The organism is Pseudomonas sp. UM16, assembly GCF_050312595.1.
Lineage (GTDB): Bacteria > Pseudomonadota > Gammaproteobacteria > Pseudomonadales > Pseudomonadaceae > Aquipseudomonas.
In genome coordinates, this window is record NZ_JBNPJT010000016.1 from 1 (window position 1) to 26170 (window position 26170).

The window sequence follows — 26170 nt, forward strand, 5'->3', positions numbered from 1 at the left end:
TTAAGCACCGCGGACTCACAGCTTGCCATCCATCTCTCTCACCCTAGAGTTTACTTCCGGCCATAGACACAAGCGGATGAATCCGCTCCCACAACGGCTCTTATCAGCAATCAGAAACGGGTGCGCAGGCCCACCTCGACACTCCTTCCTGGAGCCGGAGCGATGTCACGCAAGATCGAGCTGGCATAACGCACGGTCTGGTCGGTGAGGTTCTCGCCACGCACAAAGGCTAACCATTGGCTCTGGCCGATGTCGAAGCGATAGCCGAGGCTTGCGCCCAGGGTGGTATAGCCATCGGTACTGGTTTCATTGGCCGGTTTGTGATGCTGGGCACTGGCATGCTGGACATCGAACCGAGCCTGCCAGCGCTCCCGTTCCCACAGCAGGCCGCTGTTCAGGCGCAGCGGGGCGATGCGCGGCAGGTCTTCGCCACTGTCGAGGTTCTTGGCCCGGGTGTAGTCGCCAGACAGTTCCAGGGCAAAACTGCCCAAGTGGTTCTGCGCCAGTTGCCAGCGGTCCTGGGCCTCGATGCCGTAGAAGCGGGCGCGCACGCCTTTGTACACATACTCTGGCACCTCACCGCCGTGGTCATGGTCATGGTCATGGTCCTCATCGCCATGATCATGACCTTCACGCAGATTGCCGCTGGCCAGCAAGCCAATGTAGTTGCGGAAATGGCTATAGAAGACGCCGACACTGCCTTTGTGCGTACCGTTGTCAAAGCGCAGGGCCAGGTCGCTGGAAATCGCTTTCTCTTTGCCCAAATCCGGGTCGCCGACTTCATAGGTGCCGGTGGCGACGTGGGCGCCATTGGCATACAGCTCATAGAAGGTCGGTGCGCGTTCGGTGTAGCCCAACGTTGCTGCCAGTGACCAGATTGGCGTCAGTTCATAGACGGCACCGGATGACAGGCTGGCGGCAGTGAAGCTACTGGCGCTGTCGGCATGGGCAAAACGTTCGCTACCCTGGCTGTCGGGGTTGACGCGGGTGTGCTCCAGGCGACCGCCCAGGCTCAGGTTCAGGCGCTCAGTGGCTTGCCATTGTTCAAGTATGAATAGCGCCAGGCTATCGGTATCGGTCTGCGGCACGAAGGCTTCTTCACCCAGGGCGGAAAACTCGTTGCGGCTGACTTGGGCGCCGATCATACCTTCCACCGGCCCCAACGGCTGGTGCCGGGCTTCAACGCGCGCTTCATAACCCTTGTTCTTGAAGGTGGTATGCACGTTGCCGCCTTCAAGTTCACGGTGCTGGTAATCGGTGTAGCCGAGGTCGACTTTCAGTGAATTGAAAGGGCCGTCCAGGTCCCGCAATTCGGAGGCCAAGCCGTAGTGATCCTGTTGCATGTCCAGGCGCACGCCCGGTTCGGCCACTGAACCGTAGTTTGAGTCGTAGCGGCTGTAGGACAGGCCGGTATAGCCATGATCCCAATGGTAAGCCCCGCCGATGGCACCACCCTCCTGACGGCCGTCGCTGTTTTCCAGGCGGTGGCGATCGCCCGGCTCGTCGCTAGTGCGCACCTTGGCGCTGCGAGCGTAGCCGGGAATGCGCAGGTCATTGAACTGGCGGCTGTTGGCGTCCAGATGCAAGGCAAAGCGGCCATCGCCGGCTTCCAGCTTGCCGGCACTGCTGCGAGTAGTATCGGCGCCGCCATAGCGCAACTCGCCTGCGCCATGAATGCCGTCGATAGGCGAGGTCGGAATACGGTTATCGAAGCTGTTCACCACCCCGCCAATGGCGTTGCCGCCGTAGAGCAGGGCGGCTGGACCGCGAACGATTTCAATGCGTTCGACGGTTGCCGGGTCCAGCGGTACGGCGTGATCGTAGGACAGCGATGAGGCATCCAGAGCGCCGACGCCATTGCGCAGAATGCGGATGCGGTCGCCATCCAGGCCACGGATCACCGGGCGACTGGCCCCAGGGCCGAACCAGGTCGAAGCAACGCCGGGTTGGTTGTTCAGGGTCTGGCCGAGACTGCCTTGTTGTTGCAGGGTCAGGTCGTCACCTTCGAGTACGGTGGTGGGGGCGGCCAGTTCGCTGTTGCCTAGCGGGTTGGCAGTGATGACCTGGGATTCGAGCTCCACCGCCTGGCCCAATGGCGAAGCGAGCCACAGGGCGGCGGCGAGGGGGGAAAGTCGAAGGGGCAAATGACGCATGGGCGACGGGTTTCCTTGGCAGTGTCTTGGTATTGATACAATATAACATTGCCTTTTGCTTTAATAACCACTCAGTTACCGCGGGCTTGCGCTCACCTGTGCACTAGAATGTTTAAAAGTCTGAAGACTTGCGGCCTGCCCCTGGGCTAAGGTGCGCACCTTTGATTCACTGGAGCACAGGCATGACCACCGCCAACCCCAATCCGCTGCATGGCGTGACCCTGGAGCAGATCCTCACCGCGCTGGTGGCGCACTATGAATGGGAAGGGCTGGCCGAGCGCGTCGATATCCGTTGCTTCAAGAGCGACCCAAGCATCAAATCGAGCCTGACCTTCTTGCGCCGCACGCCGTGGGCACGGGAAAAAGTCGAGCGCTTGTACCTGAAGTTGCAGCGCGGTCGTCGCTAAACCGATGGTCCGGCGCGAGGTCGTGATCGGCCTGGCGGCCTGTCTGGGCTGGAGCGCACTGGCAATTCAGATGTACCTGATGCTGCTCGCTCGTTGGCAGGAGCAGGCCAGCCTGGTCGGCGGCCTGGTGGCGTTTTTCAGTTTCTTCACGGTATTGAGCAATACCCTGGTGGCGGTGGTGCTCAGCCAAGCGGCATTCGGCAGGGCGTCAGGCGCGCGGCGCTGGTTTCTCTCCCCTGCGGTCAGCACCGGGGTGACCGCCAGTATCGTTCTGGTCGGCTTGGCCTACAGCCTGTTGTTGCGTCACTTGTGGCATCCGCAAGGTTGGCAATGGCTGGCTGATGAGCTCTTGCATGATGTCATGCCGGTACTTTTCGTCGTGTACTGGTGGATCTGCGTGGACAAAGGCAGCCTGCGCCTCAAGCACCTTGGCCTTTGGCTGCTGTATCCATTGGGGTACTTTGCCTATGTGCTGCTGCGCGGGCAGTCGCTGGGGGTGTATCCCTACCCGTTCATTGATGTGGCCACGCTTGGCTTTGCCCATGTGCTGGTTAACGCGCTGGCAATCCTGCTGGGCTTTATTGTCATCGGCTTGCTGCTGCTCGGCCTGGATCGCTGGCAGGGCGAGCGCCTGAGCAAAGCCAGGACGCAACCCTGATAGTGCCGGCTTACTCGTCGTCGTTAGGGTCGAGGCGCCAGTAGGCGGCGGCCTTGATCAGTGCTTCCTTGATGCTCTTCTCCTCGATCAACAGACGTTTGATGCTGCGCGTCAGGGCTTTTTCCAAGGCAACCCAGGCATACAACTGACCTTCAGGCAGGGCCAGACCTCTCACCACTTCCAGCAGATCCTGCTGATGCCGTTGCACCCAGATCACTTCAAGCTGCGCCTGGCTCGCCAGGGCCTGTTGCTCGTGCGCATCTTCGATCTCGATAACCGCCAGTGCTTTTCGTGTGGCCGGCAGTTCTTCTAGACGCCGGGCAATGGCCGGAATCGCCGTTTCATCGCCAATCAGCAGGTAGCTGTCGAAGATATCCGGCACCACCATCGAGCTGCGTGGCCCGGCAATGTTGAGCACCTGTCCGACCTCGGCCTGGGCAGCCCAGGTCGAGGCGGGGCCGTCCCCATGGAGAACGAAATCGATATCCAGCTCTCCGGCTGCCAGGTCGATACGCCGTGGCGTGTATTCGCGCATGGTCGGGCGCACGCCATCCTGGTTCAGCTCGCTGCTATTGAGCACCGCTTGTTCTTGCGGAGTACAGGCAAACAGCAATTTGATGTGGTCGTCGCTGCCGATACTGGTAAAGCCTTGCAGCTCTGGCCCACCGAGGGTGATGCGACGCATGCGCGGGGTCAGCTCAGTGACCCGCAGCACGTTCAGGCGGCGACGTTTGATCTCGTGGTTGACGCGATGGATTGCAGTGTTTTCGCTGACACTCATTCGGGACTCTCCGTAGACGTTGCAGCAGGGCCTGCGACGATGGCTTTGGCGGTGTTGTTGAGCAGGGTGCGAACCCGCTCGATTTCTGCCGGGCTCCAGCGGCCACTGTGCATCTGCAGGGCATGACGCAGGTTGTGTACCGCTTCATGGATTTCCTGCGGGCGGTCGTGCCCGCACAGCGAGCGCTTGCTGACTTCGATGCGCATGCGCACACCGTCCAGGGCGATCGTCTGTTCGGCCAGCGACTCAAGCCCGGCAGGAGTGACGCTGTAGCGCTTCTTGCTGCCGTGGACCTGGCCGACGACCAGTTCGCTTTCTTCCAGAAAAGTCAGGGTCGGATAGATCACCCCAGGGCTTGGGCTGTAGTTGCCGCCAAACAGGCTCTCGATCTGGCGGATCAGGTCATAGCCGTGGCAGGGCTGCTCGGCGAGCATAGACAGCAGCAGCAATTTCAGATCACCAGGGGCGAAGACCCTTGGGCCGCGGTCGCCACGCTCGCGATTGTGACGGCGCTCGAAACCGTCATGGCGTTCGCCATGGTCGCGGTGAGGATGATGTTCACGCATGGCGGGCTCCGTTTGCGTTTAGATATGTCTTTAGATACTACTCAAGATATATCTTAAGGCAAGCGTGAGAGTGAGAATATTTCTCATGTTAGGCAGGAAATGGACGAATGGCCTGGCTGAGTATGAATAGCGCGAGCTATTTTTGCGCCACCTGCGGCGGTGCCTTGCACAGGGTATGGCTGCCTGGTTGCAGATACGGCGTAAGGATCGGCGCCATGCCCTTGAGCACTTGCACTGGCAAGGCCGAGGTGAACTTGAAGGATTCGGCGGCGCGCCCGGGGACAAAAGCGGTGAGGGTGCCGAAGTGGTTGTCACCGAGGAAGAACACGAACGTCGCCGTACGGTTGATTGCCTTCGAACCAAGCAAGCGGCCACCGGCGCCCCAGCTTTCGAGACGGTTGTCGCCGGTACCGGTCTTGCCACCCATAACCATCGGCGTGCCATCGTTGAGTTTGAAACTGCCCGATACCCGTCGTGCAGTACCGGCATCTACCACCTGTGATAGGGCGCCACGCAGGGCCCTGGCGACTTCTACCGACAGTACCCGCTGGCCCAGGTCGGGGTCACCCGCCAGGCGGGTTTCATAGGGCGTATCGGCAGCAAAGTGCAAGGTATCGATACGCAACACCGGCAGGCGAATGCCATCGTTCTGAATAATACCGAGCAGCTCGGCCAGTGCCGCCGGCCGGTCGCCGGAGCTGCCGATGGCGGTGGCCAGTGACGGCACTAGGTGATCAAAGGGATAGCCGACGCGTTTCCAGCGTCGATGAATGTCGAGGAACGCCTCTATCTCCACCAAGGTACGGATACGGCTGTCGCGGGCCCCCTTGTGGCGGCTCTTGAACAGCCAGCTGTAGACTTCCTGGCGCTCGAATTGACTGGCCTGCGCAGCGTCCTGGAAGCTGGCGCTAGGGTTGTTGAGCAGGTAGCCCAGCAGCCACAGGTCCAGTGGGTGAACCTTAGCGACAAAGCCTTGGTCAGGTAGGTCGAACTTACCCGGACCGTAGGCGTAGTACATAGCGTCAAGACGCTTGTCAGTCACGCTGTCCTGTTTGGTCGGCGCCCGCTTTTTGTCCTGCAGTTCTTTTTTCAGGTGGGCGCGGACGAAGGCATTGAAGGTGGCCTGATCAGCTTCCGGGAACAGGTAACGATGCACGGCGGCCAGGCGGATCGGAGTGATGCGCAAGCCATCGAGGAAGGTATCGAGCCGCTGTTGCGACGTTTTACCGCGGTATTTTTTCCAGAAGCGGCGCAGGTAATCGGTGCCTTCTTTGTCGGCGAAACGTGCCAGGTATTCCTGGCGCCGTGGCTCAGTGTCGTCGCGCAGCAGTTTGGTGCTGTTGCCCGGGGTCTGATACGTGCTGTAGCGCACCAGATCACGCATCAGGCGGATGAACGGCAGGTTGATCGATTCGCGTAGGGCATCCTTGAGGGTGGGGATGCGGCTGTTGTCTTCCTTGCGAAAGTTATTGAACACGTGCATGCCGCCACCGGTGAAGAAGGCTTCACCCGGGCTGGCCGAATACTTGCGATTAAGCGCGGCATCGAGCATCGCGGTGATATTGCGGTCCTTGTTCTGGATCAGGTAATCGATGGCCCAGCGGGTGATGAAATCCAACTCGGCGACCTCGACGTTCTTCAAGTCGGCGGCGGGAGTATTGGCGTATTTGTCATGCAACTCGGCAATGATCTCCAGGTAGCTGGTCAGTACCCGCAGTTTGGCGGTGGAGCCCAGTTCCAGCTTGCTGCCCTCGTTGATATCGAAGGGTTGATCGGTGCTGTCGGTTTGCACTCGCACTCGTGAGCCGTTGGCGGTGCGCTCGAGCAGGGTGAAGCTGTAGCGCACCTGAGTGGTGCTGGTCGGGGTCAGCAAGCGCTCGCCAAACAGGCCGAGCTTCTCGGCGATGGCCGGGTCGGCGAGGTCCTTGAGGTACTGGCTGACCTGGCCCTGCAAGTCTGATTGCAAGGTACTGGTAGCCGACAGGTCGAGACGGTCAAGGTCGTACAGTGGCCGGGCCAGGGCCAAAGACAGGCGACTGCGGGCAACACTGATGCCCTTGTTGGTGACAATCGGCTGCATGGTGGGTTGAGCGACCCAGTCGCGGTACACCGCTTTGCTGGCCAGTGCCGCCTCGGCAAGCGGACGGTCAACGATATTGCTGGCAGCCAGAATACGGATGTGGCTATCGGTTAGCTCCGCCAGTTCGTTGCGGCCTTTGGACAGAAAGTGCGACGGACGGCGCTGGGCAATCATCAGTGACAGCACCTGACGCAAGGCCAGGCCGCGCGCCGCCAGGCTTGCCGGATCGCGCTCAGTGGAGGCCAGCGCCTGGTTGACCTGGGCAAAGTCGGCGCCATACCAGACCCGCAGCCCCTCCGCCATACCATGAACCTCACCATGCCCAGGCACTGCCGAAAGTGGCACGCTGTTGAGGTAGTCGCGAACGATGCGTTGGCGTGCTTCAAGCGTCTGAGGTCCACCTTGATAGGCGCGGACACTGGCGGAAATCATCTGGCGGATTTTCTCACCACCGGAAACGGTCAGGCCGTCGGGCGAGTGTCGGTATTTCTCCAGTTGGGTAGCCAAGGTACTGCCGCCGGCGGACTGCCCGGGCAGGGCCAGGTACTTGGCGACCTGGCTGTAAGCCGCCTTGGCAAAACGCGGCCAGTCCACTGCCGGGTTGGCGTAGGGGTCGTTAGGGTCGAGCAGGTCGCGGTTCTCGATAAACAGCAGGCTGTTGACGATGACCGCTGGGATGGAGTCGAAGTCCGGGTACAGGTACTTCGGGTAATGGTACTGGTACAGCACATCACCTTTGCAGTCGGTAATCGACAGGCCGGTCTGGATCTTTTCTTTATAGGGCACGAAGAACCCGTGCTCGGTGTAGTCCATCAACGCGGGTGAGAAATGCACCTGTTCGCTGATCACGTAATCGCGTTTCAGCAGGCGTGGCAGGAATTCGCCCAGAGCACTGTAGCCCAGACGTTTATCGAAAGGGCCGTCGCCGGGATAGAGGATGGCGTCGCTGGGGCCTGGCTGCAGCGAGTAGGTCAAGGTCGAGGCGAGTTGGCTGAGCTCGCGTGATTGCATGCGCGAAGTGTGCATTTCATTGGCGATGGCAACGCCCAGCGCGATCAGGGCGAGCAACAGCACCAGCCAGATCAGCCGCCACCACAGATGACGCTGGCGAGGGCTTTTCGGCAATGGCGATTCTTCAAGGGGGTCAGTGGGAGTTTCCTTACTCGTTGGTTCCGATTGCCACAGTGCGCCCATAGTGTTCAGCCCGGCTGCGTATTTTCGTCTTGCTTGCCTGAAGCTTAGACGGTGAGCGGATGTGGTGAAAAATTTGTAAGGCTGTGAGACGTATCCGAAAAAAGCGTAGGGCGTGCGTCTTTGGTTGAGGTTGTAATGCCCCGTTTTGGTGCTATGTTAGCCGCCCTGTTGGTTGTACTCGAGAAAACACGGGGAATGCCCCTCCGTGAATGGGGTTTTTGCCGAGAGTTCTCGCCAAATATCCTGCTCTTTATAGTGAAAAGCCCTACATAGGCCTTTCTATACTGCTCGCCCCTTTCGCTTTGCCGGCAAATTGCGTGTCGGCAGACGGGACCGCTCACAAGGTGGTGCCCGGCAAGGCAGCGTATCCAGCCTATCGGCGGTACCAGGCCTGCACGAATGGTCATATCCAATAACAAAATGAGGTTGTATTTCTATGCCAGTCGGCAACCATCCTTCTCACGGTGAGACCGCTCAGGGCGGCCCACTCAAGCGAGAACTCGGCGAGCGACATATTCGCCTGATGGCGCTGGGCGCCTGTATCGGTGTCGGCCTGTTCCTGGGGTCGGCCAAGGCCATTGAAATGGCCGGACCGGCAATCATGCTGTCCTACATCATCGGCGGCCTGGCGATCCTGGTGATCATGCGCGCCCTCGGTGAAATGGCCGTGCACAATCCGGTCGCAGGCTCCTTCAGCCGTTACGCTCAAGACTACCTCGGCCCGCTGGCGGGCTTTTTGACCGGTTGGAACTATTGGTTCCTGTGGTTGGTGACCTGTGTGGCGGAAATCACAGCAGTGGCCATCTACATGGGCATCTGGTTCCCCGAAGTACCGCGCTGGATCTGGGCCTTGGCGGCCTTGGGCAGCATGGGCGCGATCAACTTGATCGCGGTCAAGGCCTTCGGTGAATTCGAGTTCTGGTTTGCCCTGATCAAGATCGTCACCATTATTGCCATGGTGCTGGGAGGCATCGGCATCATCGCCTTTGGCTTCGGCAACGACGGCGTGGCGATGGGTATTTCCAACCTCTGGAGCAATGGCGGCTTCATGCCCAACGGCATGACCGGCGTGCTGATGTCGCTGCAGATGGTGATGTTTGCCTACCTGGGTGTAGAAATGATCGGCCTGACCGCCGGTGAAGCACGCAACCCGCAAAAGACCATTCCCCAAGCCATTGGCTCGGTGTTCTGGCGCATTCTGCTGTTCTATGTTGGCGCACTGTTCGTGATCCTCTCGATCTACCCGTGGAACGAGATCGGCAGTCAAGGCAGCCCGTTTGTGATGACCTTCGAGCGTCTGGGCATCAAGACGGCTGCCGGTATCATCAACTTCGTGGTGATCACCGCGGCGCTGTCGTCCTGCAACGGTGGCATCTTCAGTACCGGGCGCATGCTCTACAGCCTGGCGCAGAACGGCCAGGCCCCGGCGACTTTCGCCCGCACGTCGAGCAACGGCGTGCCGCGTAATGCCTTGCTGCTGTCCATCGCCGCCTTGCTGCTGGGCGTGCTGGCCAACTACCTGGTTCCGGAGAAAGTCTTCGTCTGGGTAACCGCCATCGCTACCTTCGGGGCGATCTGGACCTGGGTGATGATCCTGCTGGCGCAATTGAAGTTCCGCGCTGGACTGAGCGAGAGCGAACGCGCTGCACTGAAATACCGCATGTGGCTGTGGCCGCTGAGCTCCTACCTGGCGCTGGCGTTCCTGATCCTGGTGGTCGGTCTGATGGCCTACTTCGAGGAAACCCGCGTGGCGCTGTACATTGGCCCAGCGTTCCTGGTGCTGCTGACGGTGTTGTACTACGTGTTCAAACTGTCGCCTAAGGCTGACAACGTACAGCTGGCGCGCTCCGCGTCGTGATGTAATCCCATCGCGGGCATTGCCCGCGATGGGGTCCCACCTGCAGCATTAAGCTGCCGGCACCTGTGCTACTCAGGCCGCCACTTCGCTGTTCGGCTCAAAGCTGTCCGCTCGGGCCATCTGCCACATCCGCGAATAGAACTCTCCATTGATCTCACCGCCAAGCAGCTCACCCGGCTTGAGGAACACGTGCATCTGTGAAAACAGCTTGATCTCGGTGGCCGAGACGCGGCGCACCAGATGCTTGGCCTCCAGTTGCGTGGGATGATCGAGCCCGGCAGCAGCGAGCATTTCGGCCAGCGCCTTGAGGGTGCTGTGGTGAAAGTTGAAGACCCGCTGGGCCTTGTCTGGTACCACCAGGGCGCGCTGGCGCAGGGCATCCTGAGTGGCGACGCCGGTCGGGCATTTGTTGGTATGGCAGCTCTGCGACTGGATGCAGCTTGACGTTATGCCCCCCAAAACTCAACTATTGCCCGGTGAGTGAGTGAGTACGCGGCGCGTGAGTAGTTGCTCATACTAATCACGCCCTACGATCATTGCGCTTGCTGCCCCTCAGCCCCCACAAGAACTGAATCCCCGCCAGGCACGATTGCCTTACTACCCAGCAAGATCAGCTTGAACTGAACGTTGTGGGTAGCCTCCCTGTAGGCCGCATCGCTGTCGTCAAATGACGCTGCAACGATGCTCTGCAGGTTTTTCTCGCCGGATAGCTTTTGGAGCAGGGCGAGTTGGCTTTTTGTTGCCATGGAGTGCTGCCCAGGCTCGTCCATCAGGATAAAACCAGGGTGATTCCCCTTCACCGTGACGTGCGCTGATGTTTCATACAGCGTCAAAATGTAACTCCAGATCAACCGCACAAAGTCACTGGCGCTCGACTCCCGCGCGATGTTCGAGCTGTTCTTGGAGGTACTGGTGGGAGAAGCAGCTTTCCTCTCGTTAAAATCCTTCCTGTAGACCTCACGGAGCTCAATCTTGTCGAGCTCTGGCAGAAGGTTCTCTACGTTGAATTTGATGTCCTTAACGGGAGCGCTGTGATAGTCGAAAGAGCTAATGTTCGCTCTGAATATCTTTGAAAACAAATCGTACTTTGCAAGATCCACATCTGAGTAATGGTCTTCCGGTAACTTTTCGCGACTCTGTTGGTTTCGCTTGAATTTAGCGGAAAGCTCCACCAGAACTTCCAATTGCTCCTCGTTGCGCTGTAGGAATTGAGAGACCTCCTCGATACTCATTTCTACTTGAAGCTGCTGCCGCAGATTGGACTTGGATACCGCTGTGTTTGTTGTTATGTCAGATTTTAAAGCGCGCAATTTTGACTTGGAGGAGGCAATGCTCTTGGCCAGTTCCTCACTCACTACCGTGGTCTCTTTGACCGATTGCTCAATCGCCGCTGTGTCCCTCTCAAGCATCTTGATCTGAGATTTCAGATAATCGATGTTGGTCTCGATGTCCATGTGGGGAGTGCTTTCATGGAGGTCAGTCAGGGAGTGGCCAATATTCTGCATGCATGCTGGGCAGACGTCACTGGCGACATCAAGTTTGAGTGAGGCGCCGTATCGAATGAGCTTTTGGGCAGCCTGGTTCTTTGAAAGTTCTTCACTTGCTTGCCTCTGATGAATAGCGTTCGCGTTACGGGCTGCTCGATGAAGTGTCAAGTCGCCAATGCATGTCTCATATGCGACTGTCAGTTCCTGAAGCCTGGAAGTCTCTTGTTCAATAAGCTTGAGCGTCTCATCAGAAGTCGTGTCCTTCCACTTGAGCTCTTCCTCAGTCAGCCTCTTGAGCGCTTGGAGCTGATTATTCTTGAACTGATCTAGATCCACCGGGCCCTGCAGCGTGGACTTGTGGTAAAGCACGTTTGCGGGGACAAACTCCACTACCGGAGCTTTCGGCAGGTGCAGCACCTTCATCGAGTTCTTTAGTGCATCGGAGTTAATTGCCCGGTAGATATCTTGCCATGCCGTATTGAGCTCCACCGACTCGTGGTCTAGTCGCGCACGATTGGCATCCATCTCAAATACGTTGGTGCCTACCAAGAAGTCCACGATCTTGATTCGCGCTTCCTTGACGCCGAAGTAAGGCAGATTGGCAATGTAATCCGTCCATCCGCGCTTTTGTTCAATGGCCATCGCGGCAAAGATGTACTGCAGGTAGAGTTTTACCTGCTTGCCATTGGTGTGAGGCACCATGGGCAATTTGAGCCCGAGAAAGTTTTCGAGATAGGTGTAGAAGCCTTCTCGAATTTGCGCGCTCCCACCATCATGGAGGAATCGATAAAGAATTGGCGCGGTCTCCCCTTTGGTGAGGGCCGCACACTCCTGAATCTCGACCAGTTTTGGATTTATACCATCCTCTTTGATCTTTCGAGTAATGGTGATCGTCTTGCCATTCGACTCCAGCTCCATGATGACCATAGATCGCAATATAAAATGTTTATCTTGGTCAAATTCGACGTGGTCTTTGAGCACGTATGTCAGCGCATCGGAGTTTTGCGCACCCAGCAACTCTTCCATTCCCAAGGCGTAGAGAATGCTGTGGACGATGGTGCTTTTTCCTGAAGAGTTACGTCCACGGATGATATTGAGATTGCGCGAAAATTCGGCCATGAAGCCGAATGGGCCGTCAGTGGTTTCGATTGCGATCTTGATACGTTTAATAAACAAGATTATTCCCATTCCTTGGAGATGGTTTTGACCATACCTTCTGAGATCTTCTTGCCAATCTTCGAAAGCGTGGTCTTTTCTTCGACCATGACGGTGCCGTCGGCCTTGATGTCTGCTACCAACTGCCGTCCTTTGGGTAATAATTTGAACCCGCTGGTGGTCGGCTCGATGAGCCCATCTCGAAATGCAAGTTGGAGCGCAATGGAGAGCGCCGGATCAAAGCCCCAAACGGGAAGGGTTATCTGACCTAGCTGTGCGGCGAGCGTCATCGTTTCCATACGCGCAGGGGTTTTCATCGCCCAATGCATCAAGTGGAGTTTTATCAGGCTGCACTTACCACCATGTCCGCAGATGTCGAGGATCAACAGCGCCTGACAAATCTTGTACATGGGCCGGAGTTCGGTCAGCACGGGCATGGGTCTAGGAGTGAATTTTATGGTTGCCATCAGCTGTAGAAGTCCAATTGGCACACGGCAAGCCAACGGGCGACAGTTCTGCGCACTATGTCGTCCGTGAGTGTTCCATCAATCTTGAGGCGCTCATCGGCGAGCAATCGATCAGATAAACGATCCTTGATCATCTCTACCAGTTTGTCCGGGTGATCGGAGGTGGTAAGACTCCATTCCTCAACATTTTCCTCAAAACCGTTCAGTGTTTTCGCAACATGAAAATATGTTTGGGGGGATGTTTTATAGAGTGTCTGGAAAAAGCTGTCGTGATCCAAGAAAGAATTTTTGGTTTTACTAAGAAGACTTGCTACTGCACGCTCCCCTTTGTGGGACATCCGCAGTTGCGTTTTACGTTCAAGATTTTCGTCATAAGCCGTTGGGCTCTCATTAACTTTTGGAACGTGTTGCTCACCTTGCCCCATGGAGATCGGTACTCCAGCTGAAATACGGTGCTGGTTGATCTCTTGGATATAAAAATCAATGTCGTGTACGAGTATCGTGAAGTTTTCATCCAGGTGTGGAAGATCCCACGCCCTGACTTCATCCTGTTTTTTTTGAGCGTGGGTGAGCAGCGCGTTATGAGCGATCTCAGGTGTGACGAAGCACCAGTCTTTGATTTTGGTACCACCGAGGATGCCCTGAAGGCTAGTTTGATTTTTTTTGAGCTTGTTCAGATCCTTGGTGATTTTGTCCTGCTGCTTTTTGTTGAGCACAGTGCGCTCGTAGATCGAATCAGGGCAATAGCACTGGAAGGCAAGCCCAGTGTGTTTCGTGAATCCTTCAATCCCGAAATCACCTGGCGTGGCTGGTACGTGCTGGTATCCGTCTGCGCCAAATTTCGTCTTGAAGACGAGCTGGAGTGTCGCCTCCCACGTCGTTCCGTTGAAGGGGCCTGCTGGTGTGATGATCAAAGCTCGCCTGCCTTGCCACGCGTATCGATTAGTCCATTACTGAGGCGCCACGTTCGGCCTCAGATACCGGGAAAGGTGCTTCGCATTACATAACGTGACGCTATCAAATGGCCACTCACGGGTCTACGATTTGAACATAAATTGACCACAATATTTAACTGGTTATACATACAGCTAAGTAGAGCAGGTTCCTTATCAGCGGTATTCGGAGGCGGCATCCTGTCCCTAAGGTTCATCAACACATAGCGAATTGTTGGTATGTTGGGTCTACCAAGCTATGCCAGAAGGAAATCCCATGAGTTTATCTCTGCTGAGTCGTTATGCGTTCTTCGTCTGTTGTGTGTTCTTCACGTTGCTGACTCTGCCTTTTGCACACCAGCATGAGTGGCTTTGGCCTATGACGTGTATTACCGGGGCCCTGAGCCTCTTGGGGGTGTTCGACCTCCTGCAATCGCGCCATGCCGTTCGACGCAATTACCCCATTCTCGGCAACATCCGCTACCTGATTGAAGGGATCCGTCCAGAGATCCGTCAGTACCTGCTCGAAGCTGACGATGAGGCCACGCCCTTTTCACGTGCTCAGCGTGCACTCGTGTATTCGCGCGCTAAGAGTGAAGCCTCAGATAAGCCATTTGGCACGTTGATGAACGTCTACCAGACTGGATACGAATTCATTAGCCATTCGATGCGGCCAGCTCCCCTCTCAGACCCTGAAAGCTTCCGGGTGGAGATCGGTGGCCCGCAGTGCAAACAGCCATATTCCGCATCGGTTTTCAACATCTCGGCTATGAGCTTCGGCTCGCTCAGCGCCAATGCAATTCGAGCGCTTAACAAGGGTGCGAAACTGGGAAATTTTTCCCATGACACGGGGGAGGGCAGCATCAGCTCTTATCACCGTGAACATGGCGGTGACTTGGTCTGGGAGCTTGGCAGTGGGTATTTCGGATGCCGGACGGATGATGGCAAGTTCGACGCACAGAAGTTTGCCAAACAAGCGAATGACCCACAGGTGAAGATGATTGAGATCAAGCTGAGTCAGGGTGCCAAGCCTGGCCACGGGGGCATTCTCCCGAAGCACAAGATTACTCAGGAGATCGCGAGTACTCGTGGTGTGCCGATGGGGCAGGACTGCATCTCACCATCGAGCCACAGCGCTTTCTCTACCCCATTGGAGCTAATGCAGTTCATTGCCCACCTGCGTGAGCTATCTGGAGGGAAGCCTGTGGGGTTCAAGCTGTGCCTGGGGCATCCGTGGGAGTTCATGGGTATCGCCAAGGCCATGCTTGAAACTGGAATTCTGCCTGACTTCATCGTTATTGATGGCGCTGAGGGTGGTACCGGTGCAGCGCCGGTAGAGTTCACGGATCACCTTGGCGTGCCTATGCGTGAGGGCCTTTTGTTCGTCCATAACACGTTGGTAGGTATCAATCTTCGGGATAAGATCAAGCTGGGTGCGAGCGGCAAGATCATCAGTGCGTTCGACATTGCAAGCGTCCTGGCGATCGGTGCGGATTGGGGGAATGCGGCGCGCGGTTTTATGTTCGCGATAGGGTGTATCCAATCTCAGTCATGCCATACAAACAAATGCCCTACCGGTGTGGCTACGCAGGATCCTCTGCGTCAGCGAGCGCTGGTTGTCGAAGACAAAGGTGCGCGAGTTTATAACTTCCACCGAAGCACGCTGAAGGCGCTGGCAGAGATGCTGGCTGCTGCTGGTTTGACGAATCCTTCGCAGCTGACTGCGCGCCACCTCGTGCGTAGGATGTCGGCTACCGAGATTAAACTCTTTTCCCAGATGCACGTGTTTCTGAAGCCAGGGGAGTTGCTCAGTGGTCAGGTCGCCGGTGAGTTTTACGAGCGTATGTGGCGAGCAGCTCGGGCTGACAGTTTTGACCCAATGCCAGCAGAAGAGACAGCTATGGAGCCCACGGTGATTGGCCAAGCTATAGCATGAGTTGTATCACTACGTGTCCAAACAATTTTTGATGATACGGGGACGCTCGCCTAGTGTGGGCAAGCTTTCGCCCTAGGCGCTCCCGGGAGTCGGTGTTCACCTGGGAAATCGCGCCTGACTTGACCGCGCGTTTGCCTACCACTTGACCACCTGTTTGCATTCGACTTGACCAGCCATTTGCATCGGATGTGACCACGCGCACTGGTACGTCTTGACCGGCAGATATCGGCCAGAAGCGGTCTGTCGCAGCTGTCTGCGTCCGCCCCATAGATGCCCTTAGCGAAGAGCAGCTACCGACCTAAAGCTGCTGTTGGAGTCTGGGGTGCATTGGCGAGAAACAAGCAAAGGAGACACTCGACGCCCAGGGCCTATTCGCCCTTGGTCATTTCAACTCTCCCCATCTCCAACGCTCCGCTGAGTTGCACTGCATTTAGTACACGGGCGGGAAGGATAGTGAAAAGGGCTGCGAGTAGACCGTGTCGCCAGTGGCCATGAGATGCGAGTGTGTGGCCTAAATGAGACAGTGCTGCGCTGGCAGCCATTTCTGGTGGATTGGCGAGCCATAAGCGAATGAACCTACTCCACGCCTGCACACTGATGGTGTTAGCTTGTATTCATCACTTGGCTGACCTCTAAATATGAGTCTTCCAACATCCAAAATAGGGTTTAGAGGAGACCAGTAGTCCAGCAACTGGCGTGCAGTGTGGAAAGGTAATTCTGTTGGATTTGCCATTGATTCTTGACTCCGCTTCCGTTTGGCGGCCTCCAGTGTAATTGCCTCTCGATAGCCAGGGTATTGCAGTTAACTCAGAGCTATGGTCGCCCTTGAACGTACGTTAAGAACGATGCCGTTTGATGCAGCACAATACGTCCTAGCTTCACAAACTGAGGCATTTTTTTGCCTGTGGGAAAGCATCGTTATCTTATGGCACAATGCCTTTATGACTACCTAACATGGAGCAGGATCAAGTGTCAGACAATGATTTTCCAACGCCTGATGAGTTTTTTTTATCTGTGGCTATGTATGAGAGTCGCAAGTGGGACGATAATAGTTTTTCTAAAGTGTTAAGCCTATGTAGATTTCAAGGGTCAATTGATACTTATTGCGTGGAGTGTAAGGATAGGAGCTTGTTTGTTGTTGAACATCCCGATTTTTCGGCTAGCCGTGCAGATTTTCGCAAAACACTTCAAAATCCTTACATTTACGTAGTTCAAGCTAGATGCTCTCGCGTGAAACAGCACATCGCATGTTACGTATTCAGGATTCACGAAAAGGATGGAGTGACAAAAATAGGTCAGTACCCATCCGCCGCTGACGCTGCAAAACAGGATTTAAAGAAATATCGTAGAGTTTTGAATGAGGAACACCAGAAAGGTTACACAAAAGCTTTAGGGCTTTTTTCTCATGGTGTAGGGGCTGGTTCTATAGTTTATCTTCGTAAGATCTTCGAGCATTTGATAGAAGAAGCTCATCAGGAGGCTAGCAAAGATGGAGTTTGGATGTCTGCTCATGGGAAAGATTATCTGACACTTAAAATGGCAAATAAGGTAAAGGTTCTAAAAGACTTCCTACCATCTGATTTGGTGCAGCACCCGAAGTTGTACGGATTTCTTTCTCAAGGGCTCCACAACCGTCCTGAGGAAGAATGCCTCAAATTGTTTCCGATGTTGAGGCTGGCTATTGAGTTCATACTGAGCCAGAAGCTAGAAGTACTTGATAAACAGCAGAGGCGTGAATCATTGGAAAAGTTACTTAACAGCGTTCAGAAGTAGACTTTAGTTTAAGTGATTGCGTTGTTATTAATAGGGCGATCAATTCCTGATTTTTCGGGGGGGAAGTGTAAGGTTAGCTAGCCGAAAAACTCACCCCATATGGGTCTATTTTTTAATTTCTAGATAATTCCAGCTTGAGGTGTCGCAGCATCGGCTAAATTTCATCATTCAGGGAAACTTTATACTCATCAGATTCTGTAGAGTTTAAAAGCCATTTATTGCCCACGTCGGCTCTTAAACTGACCGACTGCTTTTTGCCGGAAGCAGACGTCCGTGAGCGGATGCTTCCAGCCAGATGCAGTCATTTATTTTTGGTGTCTTTGCTTGTTACCTTAAGCAGCTTAAGATTAGATAGGTGGATATCCAAGTCGTCTAGATCAATTTGTTTTAAGCAGAGTAGAAGTAGTGAAAGGTAGAAATATCCGAACAAGAAATTCCATGTTGCAGCTGTAATAGTGTCAGCATTGGCGAATATACTGTTTACACGGGATGCTACGTTCCCATGGATATTGTTGTTTCTGGAGGCATACAGCAAGCTAAAAACTAAAAACTCTACCCTCTGAATCTCAGATGCAAATGAAATCTCCTGAGGTAGCGAACTTCCATTTGTATCGAATTGATCTAGCATTGGCTTGTTTACTAAAATCCTTTGAAGCTCTTTTCTCACTGCTCGGGTTATTTTTCGAGAAGTTTCCGCATTTGCTTCGCTGATGCCATAATCCACGCTAGTTTTATCTGTAGCTTCCTTAATGGAACAAATTTTTGAATAGTTCTGCCCGTAATTCCAATATAGATGATTGTGGATTACTTTAAATCTATTTGCGAATGTTTGATACGAAGACGAGATATGGATTTCTCTTATTTTAGTTAGATTCTGGTTGCCGTTATGCATTGTAATAGCCATGCCTTTCAAAATGTATGAGGCCAAAAAGTTAAGAGTTTTATCCGGCAAGCGCTCTGCAAATTCAATAACAATTTCATTTATCGTCTTGTTTTCATACTCGTCGGGGATGGCTGCTTTGTTTTCAATATTTGATTGAAGGATATTAGAGATCAACTCCAGTGACTTTTCAATTGCCTTGGTGTCGCCAAGCCTTTTACTAATAGTGTTATGCATAAGAAATAAATCGTTATAGCTGTTATTGATGGCTGTCCAAAGATATGTAAATGCCATGTCGGGGCGACGAGGAAGACATGAGTACGAGTCTATAAGTGCGGTAGCGGCAATGTAAGGGATTTTTTTTGGGTTTGCAGCCCAAGAAGCCGGATTCAGAAATTTAAAATCTTCAAACCATCGGAGCTTTTCGTTTTCCGGCGCTGGTAGTATTTTTTCATGTCCTTTGGAAGTGTAGTTAGTTACAAGCGTGTACAGATCCGTTAGGCGTTGGTCTTGCTGGGTCATAATGCTCCCTGCTAATCGAGATTGATTTTTGACGAAATCTACCATGCCCTCGTGTCGTTCGCATCAAGCTAGCCGTAACCGTAATGCGATCTTGGTGGCTAGAGATCGTGACGGTGCTTAGTGAATCGACCATAGGGTCGTAGACTCCTTCGAGTGGCCGCTTTTGGCCGATTCCTGCCTGTCAAGACGCACCCGTGCGCTGGTCACGTCCGATGCAAATGGCTGGTCAAGTCGAATGCAAACAGGTGGTCAACTCAGTGCAATTACCCATTCAGCGACTCGGCCAATCAATATCATTCTCCGTAGGACTTGAGCTCTCTTGGGGCTTAGGGATACTCGACATCAAGACTTCGGGGTAGGCAACTTCCTGCTTCACTCGTTTCCATTCTGCTTTCAAGATGGTCTCGGTGAGCCCCTGTGCTTGAAGGACAAGGTTGGTGGTTTGCTTCATCAGTCTGATCGCTTCACCCAGGTTCCCAGCGCTCTGGGTCTGATGAATCGAGCGGCGAATCTCTTCAAGGCACTCCCGGAGCGAGATATGAGAGGTTTCCTTGGGGTTGAGCCGGAACAAGATTCGAATGTGCCGTTCGTGGTGTTCACGGTCTCGCGCTCCGCTCTCAGGAGCAAATGCATCTGCTGCGTCTTGGTGAATTTTGTCGACCTTTAGCTGATCGATATTTCCTTTGCCGTCCTTAGCCTCCTGATCTGCTCTGACCGCTGCCCGAGAACGCATGGCATCCCACTTCCATACGATTTCCTGGGACAGAGCCAGATGAAACGCCATGTCCGTACGAAGCTCATCAATCCATTTTTGACGCTTATCAGCAACGAAGCTTGCTGTTGTTCGGTGCGACACAAGTTGCTGGAGATCAAGTTGCTGCGCTGTCTGTCGCCTACCTAGATAGGCGATCAGTAGCTGAACAAGGATACCGCCGAATGCGATAATGGCCGCAATCAGGGCAGCTTGTAGGGGGGGTGAGTCTGTCATCAGATCACATCTTCATGGTAGTGAAATTGCTAATGATACTTTGGATGCCGATCATGCGACATTTACACATACTGAATGTCCCAACCCTGCTGCCGGAGCTGTTCGCAGTTGGCCTCGATTTCCTCCCCCTCGCCAAGCGCCCTCCTGCTTATGGCCAGGCACAGCAGGTGTGTTGGGCGGGTCATCGCCACATACATTGCAAGTAACCGCTGGACGATCCGTTTTCGCGTCCTGATACCACCGTGGCTTTGTTGCCCAGTGAGCCAAGGCAACAGGCTAGCGATGAAGTGCTCGTGACTGTAGGTTTCCAGCACAAGCGTCGCGGTATGGTTCTGTCCCTTGCTTGAATGAATGGAGCCGAGCTTGACGTCCAACACGCCATGGTCTTGATTGCTGCGGAAGGTATTTACTTCAAGATGTACAGCGTCCTCCTGCAGAGTATCCAAGCCTTCCGCTACCCAAGCGAGGTAGCTCTGCGCTGCTTCGGGTTGCTCATCTACTCCAGCAAGGAGTGATGCCAAAGCCCAAAAGCGCTGAGCGAAAGATGTCCAGCTGTCGGCACTGATGGTATTTGATGTGAAGAGTAGATCGACCACCAACTGTTGGTAGACGGCCAAGTCATTCAGGTCGATCAGTAACTGTTGTACTTGGACGTGCTGTCGACTTCCCACTTTGATTTTGGTGGTGAGATTGGAGAGGTTTACCAGGTGGAGAAGGCATTTCGCGATCTCTTCCACGCTATGGTGAGCAGTATCGCTTTTGACGAGATCACGTTTGGCTTGGCGAATACGCTCGATCAACGTTGGCGGACGGTAAGCTGCTAGACCTGCACTGCGATCATAGCCCTCCCAATAGTGCCCGACCGTTTTTGGGTAATGCATCGGGTCGGTGTCATCGGGATCGATGTCTTTATGGGTAAAGCCTATGGCAGTGACTGTTGCCTTGTCGTGTAGCTCCACGGGGAGCTGCTGGAATGCCAGGCGAGCGTAAGCATCCAGTACGGGGCTACAGTTGCCATCAGAAAAAACGAAAATGGTGTGGCGAAGCGCTCCGGCTTCTCCTACGTTGCGCCGCCCTGAAAGCCCGCCAGCGACGGCCTGGAGTGCGAAGGGATTTGCCAACATCGCAATCGATTCATCGAAGCGGAAGCTACTGGAGATGTCGACTGCTCGACTTCGATCCGGAAAGTCACTGCCATTGGTGTGGACGTCCGATTCAAAAATCGCCTGGTTGGAATCACCAACCCTAGTCACGCAAATCCCGGTGTTGTGGCGAGGGAAAATTGCGTTCAGGTACTCAACCTGCATCGCAGAGGTATCCTGCATCTCGTCGATGAATACGCATGGAAAGCGGTGCCTCAACCCCTCAGCTACCATGGGTCGCGCAGCCAGTTGAGCACTGCCCAGCACGAAGATTTCGTCGTAACAAAAGTAACCGCGCTTCGCTGTGTCGACGACTGCCCTAGCCATGATTTGGTAGCTTTGAGTATTTGGCCCGCTAGGCAGGTTGCCTTTGGCGGCCATGATGCAAGGATTGTCAAAGTCAGCAGTGGCTAACCGCAGCAATTTGGTATCAAACGCTCTGCGGGCCAAGAAGCTGCCCAGAAACCGTTTATCCACGGCTGACAAAGACCTCAAACGCATCCGATGGGTCAGCTCATCATCGATCGCAGTGAAGCGGTATTGAGCGGAAAGGAGCCAAGGCGTGGCAAGGAAGCGCCTGACAAAACCGTGGATTGTGTCGATGTAGTGAGGGTAACTCAGTAGCCGTCGGCCAACTTCGGTGTTTCCCAGTCGATGCTCAATTTCATGGCGAGCGACGTTGGTGTGAGACAGCACGCAGATGCCACGAGTTCGGCTTTTCCATTTGCGGGCAAGAATTGCGAGCTTGGCGACTACAAGGGTCGTTTTACCGCTCCCTGGCGAGGCGGATACGTCGAGCGTTTCCTGCGATCGAAGGAAGGCGAGGCGTTGCTCATCCAGACCCTCCAGCTTCATGAGCTCTGAGACCCACTCGATGTCTTCGTCGGTAATTTCGGGCACCAGGTCACAGAACGCGATCATGGCATCTGTCCCTGCGTTTGCTGTTCTGTGGGTTGGTGCTGATTGGGCGTTATCTCTATGCGAGAAGTCACGTAGTAGATCGCCTCAACGAGGTAGGCGGGAAGACGTTCTTCCAATCGCTCAAGACTCACTCCCAGCGTTTGAAAGCGCTGCTCCAAGATGTCAACGAGGTACTGCGCAGTAATCGCTTTGGAGGCAACCTTGCGGTGGAACAGTGCGTAGATGGTCGAACTTGTTTCTTCAGCCGAGATACCTGAGCTTACAAGCCCCTCATATTCGGTCATGGCTCGTTCAATTACTTGGTCGTGCGTTTCCCGAGCAGCATGGATCGCATCATCGTGCGCCGCTAATCGTGCGGCCACGAGAAGTTCAAGTGCCATGCCGCTGTAGGCCAGGTCGTACTCCAGTGTCCATCGTTCCGCCACGAACGTTTTTACATTTTGCTCGTCGTTAGCTTCGCGCGAGTTTCTCCGTTCAGACAAACGTTGACGCCGTGTTTCATCATCAGAGCCGAAGTCGCGGTTCGCTCGCCACCTCCGGCGGCCATCCACCCACTTGGGGTCGTCATCATTCTCTACCAATCCCAGAATCTGTGGTGCGCAGTCTGGCATGACGTCCATGTCCGAGATACAGGCGACAGGGATGTTCAGAACGCCTTTTGAGGGATGAGCACGTTGAAGGATCCGAGCATATCGCCTCAGGCCAACGCCCCCGACGTTCACCAGCGAGACGCCATGGCGGGTCAGATCTCGTCCGAGCAGCTTTGCTAGTGCTGGTAATAGGATAGTTTCAGCATCTCCCTCGACGACGAGGAGACCCCGTGCGAAAAACAGATTTGCTTTGGTCACGTCCAGGAAACGCGCGAGGAATCGGTAGTCCCCCTCATCCAGTTTTGTGTGTTGCCTGCCGAGAGAATAAGCCTTGCGACCGTGCATCAGTACTAAATTCTCTAGAGCTATTTTGGAACTGAGGTTGGGACTGTGGGTGGTAAGGATCACCTGAACGGGCCGCGTTTGGTCTTCCTGGTCGACCTCATCTGCAGTCGATCCACCATCGTCAGATGAAAGCGCTGAAGGAGCTGTGGGGCCTTCGTTCCATGGCAGCGAGATTTCCTCTCGCTGATCGATCTCCATAGGGCGAGTGACTGTGGAGGAGCTTGGTCTGGGCGTAGCTGCAACAGTCAGAAAATCCATCAGGCGCAGTTGTCGCTGTGGATGAAGGTGGGCCTCTGGCTCTTCTATAAGCAGTAACGGTAGTCCGTCGGGTTCCTTGCCAAGCAGTAGTAACTCACAGGCCATGAACAACAGATTGTTAGAGCCCAGGCCGTATTCCCCACGAGCTTCACGTGAACCCTGGTCGAGCAGACTCAGTTCCATGCGCTCTAGGATCTGTCTAAGGCGAGCTGGCTCCGAGCTCCCTTCAACGAAATTGATACGCCCATGTAGCTCATCACCTTCCAGTGAAAGATGGGACAGGTAGTTTTCGTTGACCGAGTCTTGGGCAGAGGTGACACCTGGATGCATGTTCACCAAATGCCGTAGATACCCAGCCAACCCAGCGAGGCTCAGCGACTCAGGGTTTGCAAGCGGCTGGTCAACATCAAAACCACTCCCATCCTTGATGCTGGGGAAATGCTTGAGCACTTGTGAGAGGCGTGATCCACGCCCAGGGGACATTTCCCGTGTGGCATCTCGAAGGGGGCGCAAGTATGCAGCAGCCAGCAGTTGGCGGACATTGGTGTCAATGCTTGGGCCACCGCCGCTATGGCCACTGCGTACAACAATATCAACCCAACGACGTGCGAGGACGTCGTCCGAGAGTCTTCGTGCTGTCCAGTGAACGTAAACGACCGCATCACCACCCTTGAATGTCACGTACTCGGACAGTGCCCCCTGATCCGCGACAGACAAATCTGCAAACTTGGCCACGATCGTGATCTGACTCGCCTGAGGCCCTTCATCAGGAATGTGGAAGTCCTCCGGCTGCAGGCGTACGTATTCTCCGTCTCGCGTCTGAAGGACGAATCGCAGGGCGTCGATGACCGATGACTTACCCGCGTCGTTCTCTCCGACCAGCGCAGTAATGCCTTTGTTGAATTCGATGACCAGACCGTTTGATTCGGCGCTAAATTGACGAAAATTCTGAACCTTCAGTGCTGACAAATACATCCATGTGTTCCTGTCATAGAGGCTTGCGGAGCAGTAAGCCGGTCAACGAATACTACTGGAGATCGTGCTGGCTATTTGCCTGTCGCTGAAATTTCGCTGGGCATTTCTCCGCTGAGTTGGTGCGACGGAGTAGGCCATGGTACTCACATCCCAATCATGATGTCTGGGCTATATCTTGTTCGAGTTCCCGCACAGCTTTACTTACTTTGATCGCAAAAAGCCGTTCTATCTGGTCATCACGAAGCTTTATCACATCATCGCCAATCCATAGCGCCAGTACTTTTCGCTTATCAGCGATGCTGTGATCATCCAAGTTCGGAATGTAGGCGTGATTAGAGGCTCTTCCGCGCTTGAGCTCGTAAAAGGTTTTGATCAACGACTTGAGTTTGATCTTCCCTTCCAGTGAGGAGCGTTTGGTCAGGTTACGTATCGTGTGATTGACCGCTCGAAGCTGGGCGGTAGAGGTGATCTGGGAAAAGTACGATGCCCAGCCTCGCCGTTTTCCTTCGAAGAAACAGCCCGTGATCCGTAGGTTAACTTTCCATTCGCAGTATGCTCTGGCCCGCTCCATGTCTTTAGGAGAGCGAGCCGTCGCTACCTTGTGCCGATAGGCCGTGAAGATGTTCGCAATGGATGATTCAAATCGGAGGATGCTATCGCGTCGAATGATCACGTGCCCACCTTCCACCTGATACCCCAGGAAACTAAAGGGATCGGTCAGCGGGGCGAACTTGGATTTTGAGTCTGGGCCAAACGGATGTGGGTGTAACCCCAGGCTCTGCAGCCCCGCCATCAGCTCCTTGGCTACCGCCTCAGCCTGGCCGGCAGGCGTTAGGATCAAGATGTCATCGACATAGCGCTTGTACCAGATCCCGGGCCGACCATTAACCATAAGATCGATATCTTGCAGTGCGATCTCCGCCAGCATATTGGAGATAGCTAAGCCCTGGGGCACTCCAATGGTTGAGTTGGGCGTGTCCTTCCTGCCTCTCGACTCAGAGACAGTTGGCGTAGTAATCGCCGTGGTAATGAGATGCTTGAACTCAGGCTTGCGAATCTTTTTCCGGATAGCTGCATCAATCAACGTATGAGGAATTGATGGATAGAAGTTTTTCAGGTCAATCTTGGCGTAATCGGCATAGATTCCAGACGCCAGTGCCACCTTGAGGTCTTCGATGACAACCTGTGGCAGTGATAGCCTCGCTGTTGGATAAACCTCTGCAAGGCATTCACATAAGGCGCGCAACACAATCCGATCACGCGCGGTCGGAATTGAGATCTGCCTGGGCGGGGAGGCTGCGCCCTTCAGAATCAACTTTTCCTTGAATGCGGTGAAGCGATATTTACCCTGCTGAACCTTTTGGATAATGAGTTCGAGCTCATCATTCAGTCTGGCATCCAGCTTTGCCGGACGGGTGCGGTCAAGCCCGATAGCGCCAGAGTTCTTGATCTTTTCAGTGTAAATGCGAAGCAATGGTTTGCGCGCGAAATGCCTCTTGAAACTCCGTGCAGCGCTCATCTTACCGCCCAAGCGTACATGCCTGCCGCGAGGGGGAGGGCGTACAGGGCTACGGTAACAATCAGGCGAGCACCTATCCAGGTGATGGCATAGCAACTCTCAAACGCAGTAGGTGTTCGGCTGGTCAGCCCGGTGGAAAAAACACGTGCGACGCGGTCATCGATCTCTCTGTGATTCTCTGCGTCGGCGAGCAGATCATCATACTGCTTCGTCTGTTCAGGGGTGGGTGCAGCACCCGATGAAAGTTCACGATAAAGGGCGTGCAACTGCAGGTAGTTTTTGCGTATTGCCATGGCGCGCACCCTAAAATCCCGGTTTGTCACTGCGAGCGAGACGCCTAGTAACGCAACGGAAAGGACGGTGGCCATTACGTCAGTATCTGGGCCAAGTACATGTTCGTAGCGAATGGTTAGGACGCCTAGAACAGCGCCGAGGATTGCGTACCACACCAGGAGCATCTGGGAGTGAAAGTCCAGCCATTCCAAGCGGTTATGGGCTTGAATTCGGGCCTTGTAGGTGAACCAGATAGCATCCTTCACACGCAACACTCCATGGGAATTTGGAGAAGAGGCAAGCGGGTTTG

18 protein-coding genes and 1 pseudogene are annotated in these 26170 nt (G+C 54.6%); 5 read left to right on the forward strand and 14 right to left on the reverse strand.

The genetic code is table 11. From position 1 onward, the window contains the following. Positions 1-110 precede the first annotated feature (110 nt). A complete protein-coding gene (locus ACQRAX_RS19030) occupies positions 111-2153 on the reverse strand; it encodes a TonB-dependent receptor (protein WP_412041162.1) in 2043 nt (680 codons plus the stop codon). A gap of 182 nt (positions 2154-2335) precedes the next feature. Between ACQRAX_RS19030 and ACQRAX_RS19035 the strand changes: the two genes are divergently transcribed. Beyond that, the gene (locus ACQRAX_RS19035) at positions 2336-2560 is read left to right on the forward strand and encodes a VF530 family DNA-binding protein (RefSeq protein ID WP_412041161.1); all 225 of its coding nucleotides are present in this window, start codon (positions 2336-2338) and stop codon (positions 2558-2560) included. 4 nt (positions 2561-2564) lie between these two features. Continuing rightward, positions 2565-3218 carry a Pr6Pr family membrane protein gene (locus ACQRAX_RS19040; protein WP_412041160.1) on the forward strand — a complete coding sequence of 218 codons (654 nt, stop codon included), beginning with the start codon at positions 2565-2567 and terminating at the stop codon, positions 3216-3218. Positions 3219-3228: 10 nt separating this feature from the next. Here the strand turns inward: ACQRAX_RS19040 and ACQRAX_RS19045 are convergent, their stop codons facing one another. The 3 genes from ACQRAX_RS19045 to ACQRAX_RS19055 form a co-directional block, all read right to left on the reverse strand. Next, positions 3229-3999 carry a siderophore-interacting protein gene (locus ACQRAX_RS19045; protein ID WP_412041159.1) on the reverse strand — a complete coding sequence of 257 codons (771 nt, stop codon included), beginning with the start codon at positions 3997-3999 and terminating at the stop codon, positions 3229-3231. Then, on the reverse strand, positions 3996-4565 hold the full coding sequence (locus ACQRAX_RS19050; RefSeq protein ID WP_412041158.1) for a PadR family transcriptional regulator: 570 nt from the start codon (positions 4563-4565) through the stop codon (positions 3996-3998). Before ACQRAX_RS19050 ends, ACQRAX_RS19045 begins: the two co-directional genes overlap by 4 nt. A 136-nt stretch (positions 4566-4701) precedes the next feature. Continuing rightward, positions 4702-7839 carry a biosynthetic peptidoglycan transglycosylase gene (locus tag ACQRAX_RS19055; RefSeq protein ID WP_412041157.1) on the reverse strand — a complete coding sequence of 1046 codons (3138 nt, stop codon included), beginning with the start codon at positions 7837-7839 and terminating at the stop codon, positions 4702-4704. 436 nt (positions 7840-8275) lie between these two features. On the opposite strand from ACQRAX_RS19055, the gene ACQRAX_RS19060 reads away from it, so the two are divergent. Beyond that, a complete protein-coding gene (locus ACQRAX_RS19060) occupies positions 8276-9697 on the forward strand; it encodes an amino acid permease (RefSeq protein WP_412041156.1) in 1422 nt (473 codons plus the stop codon). A gap of 72 nt (positions 9698-9769) precedes the next feature. Here the strand turns inward: ACQRAX_RS19060 and ACQRAX_RS19065 are convergent. The 4 genes and pseudogenes from ACQRAX_RS19065 to ACQRAX_RS19080 all read right to left on the reverse strand — a co-directional run. Next, positions 9770-10135 (reverse strand): annotated as a pseudogene (locus ACQRAX_RS19065) (glutamate synthase-related protein); the annotation flags it as partial. Between the two features lie 95 nt (positions 10136-10230). Further along, positions 10231-12360 (reverse strand): AAA family ATPase, encoded by a 2130-nt coding sequence (locus ACQRAX_RS19070; RefSeq protein ID WP_412041155.1) that lies wholly within the window; start codon positions 12358-12360, stop codon positions 10231-10233. Positions 12361-12362: 2 nt separating this feature from the next. Then, positions 12363-12776 carry a hypothetical protein gene (locus ACQRAX_RS19075; RefSeq protein ID WP_250947748.1) on the reverse strand — a complete coding sequence of 138 codons (414 nt, stop codon included), beginning with the start codon at positions 12774-12776 and terminating at the stop codon, positions 12363-12365. 29 nt (positions 12777-12805) lie between these two features. After that, positions 12806-13720 (reverse strand): hypothetical protein, encoded by a 915-nt coding sequence (locus tag ACQRAX_RS19080; protein ID WP_133338483.1) that lies wholly within the window; start codon positions 13718-13720, stop codon positions 12806-12808. A 295-nt stretch (positions 13721-14015) separates the two neighbouring features. Between ACQRAX_RS19080 and ACQRAX_RS19085 the strand changes: the two genes are divergently transcribed. Both ACQRAX_RS19085 and ACQRAX_RS19090 read left to right on the forward strand, forming a co-directional pair. Then, positions 14016-15674: an FMN-binding glutamate synthase family protein gene (locus tag ACQRAX_RS19085; RefSeq protein WP_412041154.1), complete on the forward strand. Its 1659-nt coding sequence runs from the start codon at positions 14016-14018 to the stop codon at positions 15672-15674. A gap of 954 nt (positions 15675-16628) precedes the next feature. Next, positions 16629-17447 carry a hypothetical protein gene (locus tag ACQRAX_RS19090; RefSeq protein WP_412041153.1) on the forward strand — a complete coding sequence of 273 codons (819 nt, stop codon included), beginning with the start codon at positions 16629-16631 and terminating at the stop codon, positions 17445-17447. Positions 17448-17748: 301 nt separating this feature from the next. Here the strand turns inward: ACQRAX_RS19090 and ACQRAX_RS19095 are convergent, their stop codons facing one another. The 6 genes from ACQRAX_RS19095 to ACQRAX_RS19120 all read right to left on the reverse strand — a co-directional run bounded on the left by ACQRAX_RS19095 (position 17749) and on the right by ACQRAX_RS19120 (position 26126). Beyond that, complete coding sequence (locus tag ACQRAX_RS19095) at positions 17749-18849, reverse strand: hypothetical protein (protein WP_412041152.1); 1101 nt, start codon at positions 18847-18849, stop codon at positions 17749-17751. Between the two features lie 271 nt (positions 18850-19120). Then, on the reverse strand, positions 19121-19837 hold the full coding sequence (locus ACQRAX_RS19100) for a hypothetical protein (RefSeq protein ID WP_250947573.1): 717 nt from the start codon (positions 19835-19837) through the stop codon (positions 19121-19123). Positions 19838-19899: 62 nt separating this feature from the next. Continuing rightward, positions 19900-21900 (reverse strand): UvrD-helicase domain-containing protein, encoded by a 2001-nt coding sequence (locus ACQRAX_RS19105; RefSeq protein WP_250947572.1) that lies wholly within the window; start codon positions 21898-21900, stop codon positions 19900-19902. Further along, entirely contained in the window at positions 21897-24068 is a 2172-nt protein-coding gene (locus ACQRAX_RS19110; protein ID WP_250947571.1) for an ATP-dependent nuclease, read from the reverse strand. The genes ACQRAX_RS19105 and ACQRAX_RS19110 overlap by 4 nt, the downstream gene beginning before the upstream one ends. Positions 24069-24222: 154 nt before the next feature. Next, positions 24223-25587: a reverse transcriptase domain-containing protein gene (locus ACQRAX_RS19115; RefSeq protein ID WP_412041151.1), complete on the reverse strand. Its 1365-nt coding sequence runs from the start codon at positions 25585-25587 to the stop codon at positions 24223-24225. After that, positions 25584-26126, reverse strand: a complete 543-nt coding sequence (locus ACQRAX_RS19120; RefSeq protein WP_412041150.1) for an SLATT domain-containing protein — start codon at positions 26124-26126, stop codon at positions 25584-25586. The genes ACQRAX_RS19115 and ACQRAX_RS19120 overlap by 4 nt, the downstream gene beginning before the upstream one ends. Positions 26127-26170: the final 44 nt, after the last annotated feature.